Origin of the sequence: Sphingomonas endophytica (assembly GCF_001476895.1) — a bacterium.
Taxonomy (GTDB): Bacteria; Pseudomonadota; Alphaproteobacteria; order Sphingomonadales; family Sphingomonadaceae; genus Sphingomonas; species Sphingomonas endophytica_A.
The window spans coordinates 1-707 of the sequence record NZ_LDTB01000258.1; the positions used below are offsets into that span (position 1 = coordinate 1).

The window sequence follows — 707 nt, forward strand, 5'->3', positions numbered from 1 at the left end:
GCTGTTCCGAGAAGCGTTGGCTTTCCGCCTAACGCGTCGTCACCGCTCAGGCTGATCCTTCAATCAGCTTTAGTCCAGATCTCGCACGGGCGCTGAAGGCGCTAGGCGCCATGGCCCTTACCGATAAGCAAGCCCGGTTCGCGGAAGAATACCTCGTTGACCTGAACGCTACGCAGGCCGCGATCCGCGCGGGGTACAGCAAGGCCACTGCCAACGAGCAGGGCGCTCGGCTGTTAGCAAATGCTAGTGTTGCAGAAGCGATATCTGCGGCGCAGAAGGCTCGCTCTGAGCGGACCAACATCACCGCCGATGACGTCCTGCGCTTCTGGCATCGGGTCGGGACGGCTGACCCCAACGAGGTCGTCCAGTATCGCCGGGGGTGCTGCAGGTACTGCTGGGGCGACGGCCACCGCTACCAATTCACAGCTGCTGAGCAATCGCGGGCTCAGGCTACGGCGACACCTGAGAAGCCCTACAAGGGGGATCGCGAGCACATCGTCTCGTTGGACGACCACGGAGGCCTCGGCTTCGACGCCAAGCGCGACCCCAATGCCGATTGTCCAGAGTGCTTCGGCGAGGGCGTTGGCCGCATGCACGCTATGGATAGCCGGAAGCTGACTGGTCCAGCGAAGGTCCTTTACCGAGGAGCGAAGCACACCAAGGATGGTCTTGAGATCCAAATGGAGGATCGCGCCAAGGCCTGGGAG

1 protein-coding gene is annotated in these 707 nt (G+C 62.4%); it reads left to right on the plus strand.

Annotation, left to right across the window (positions count from 1 at the left end):
- Positions 1 to 110: 110 nt before the first annotated feature.
- Positions 111 to 707 (plus strand): terminase small subunit (locus NS334_RS17080; protein WP_058757011.1); only part of this gene is annotated, 597 nt, incomplete at its 3' end.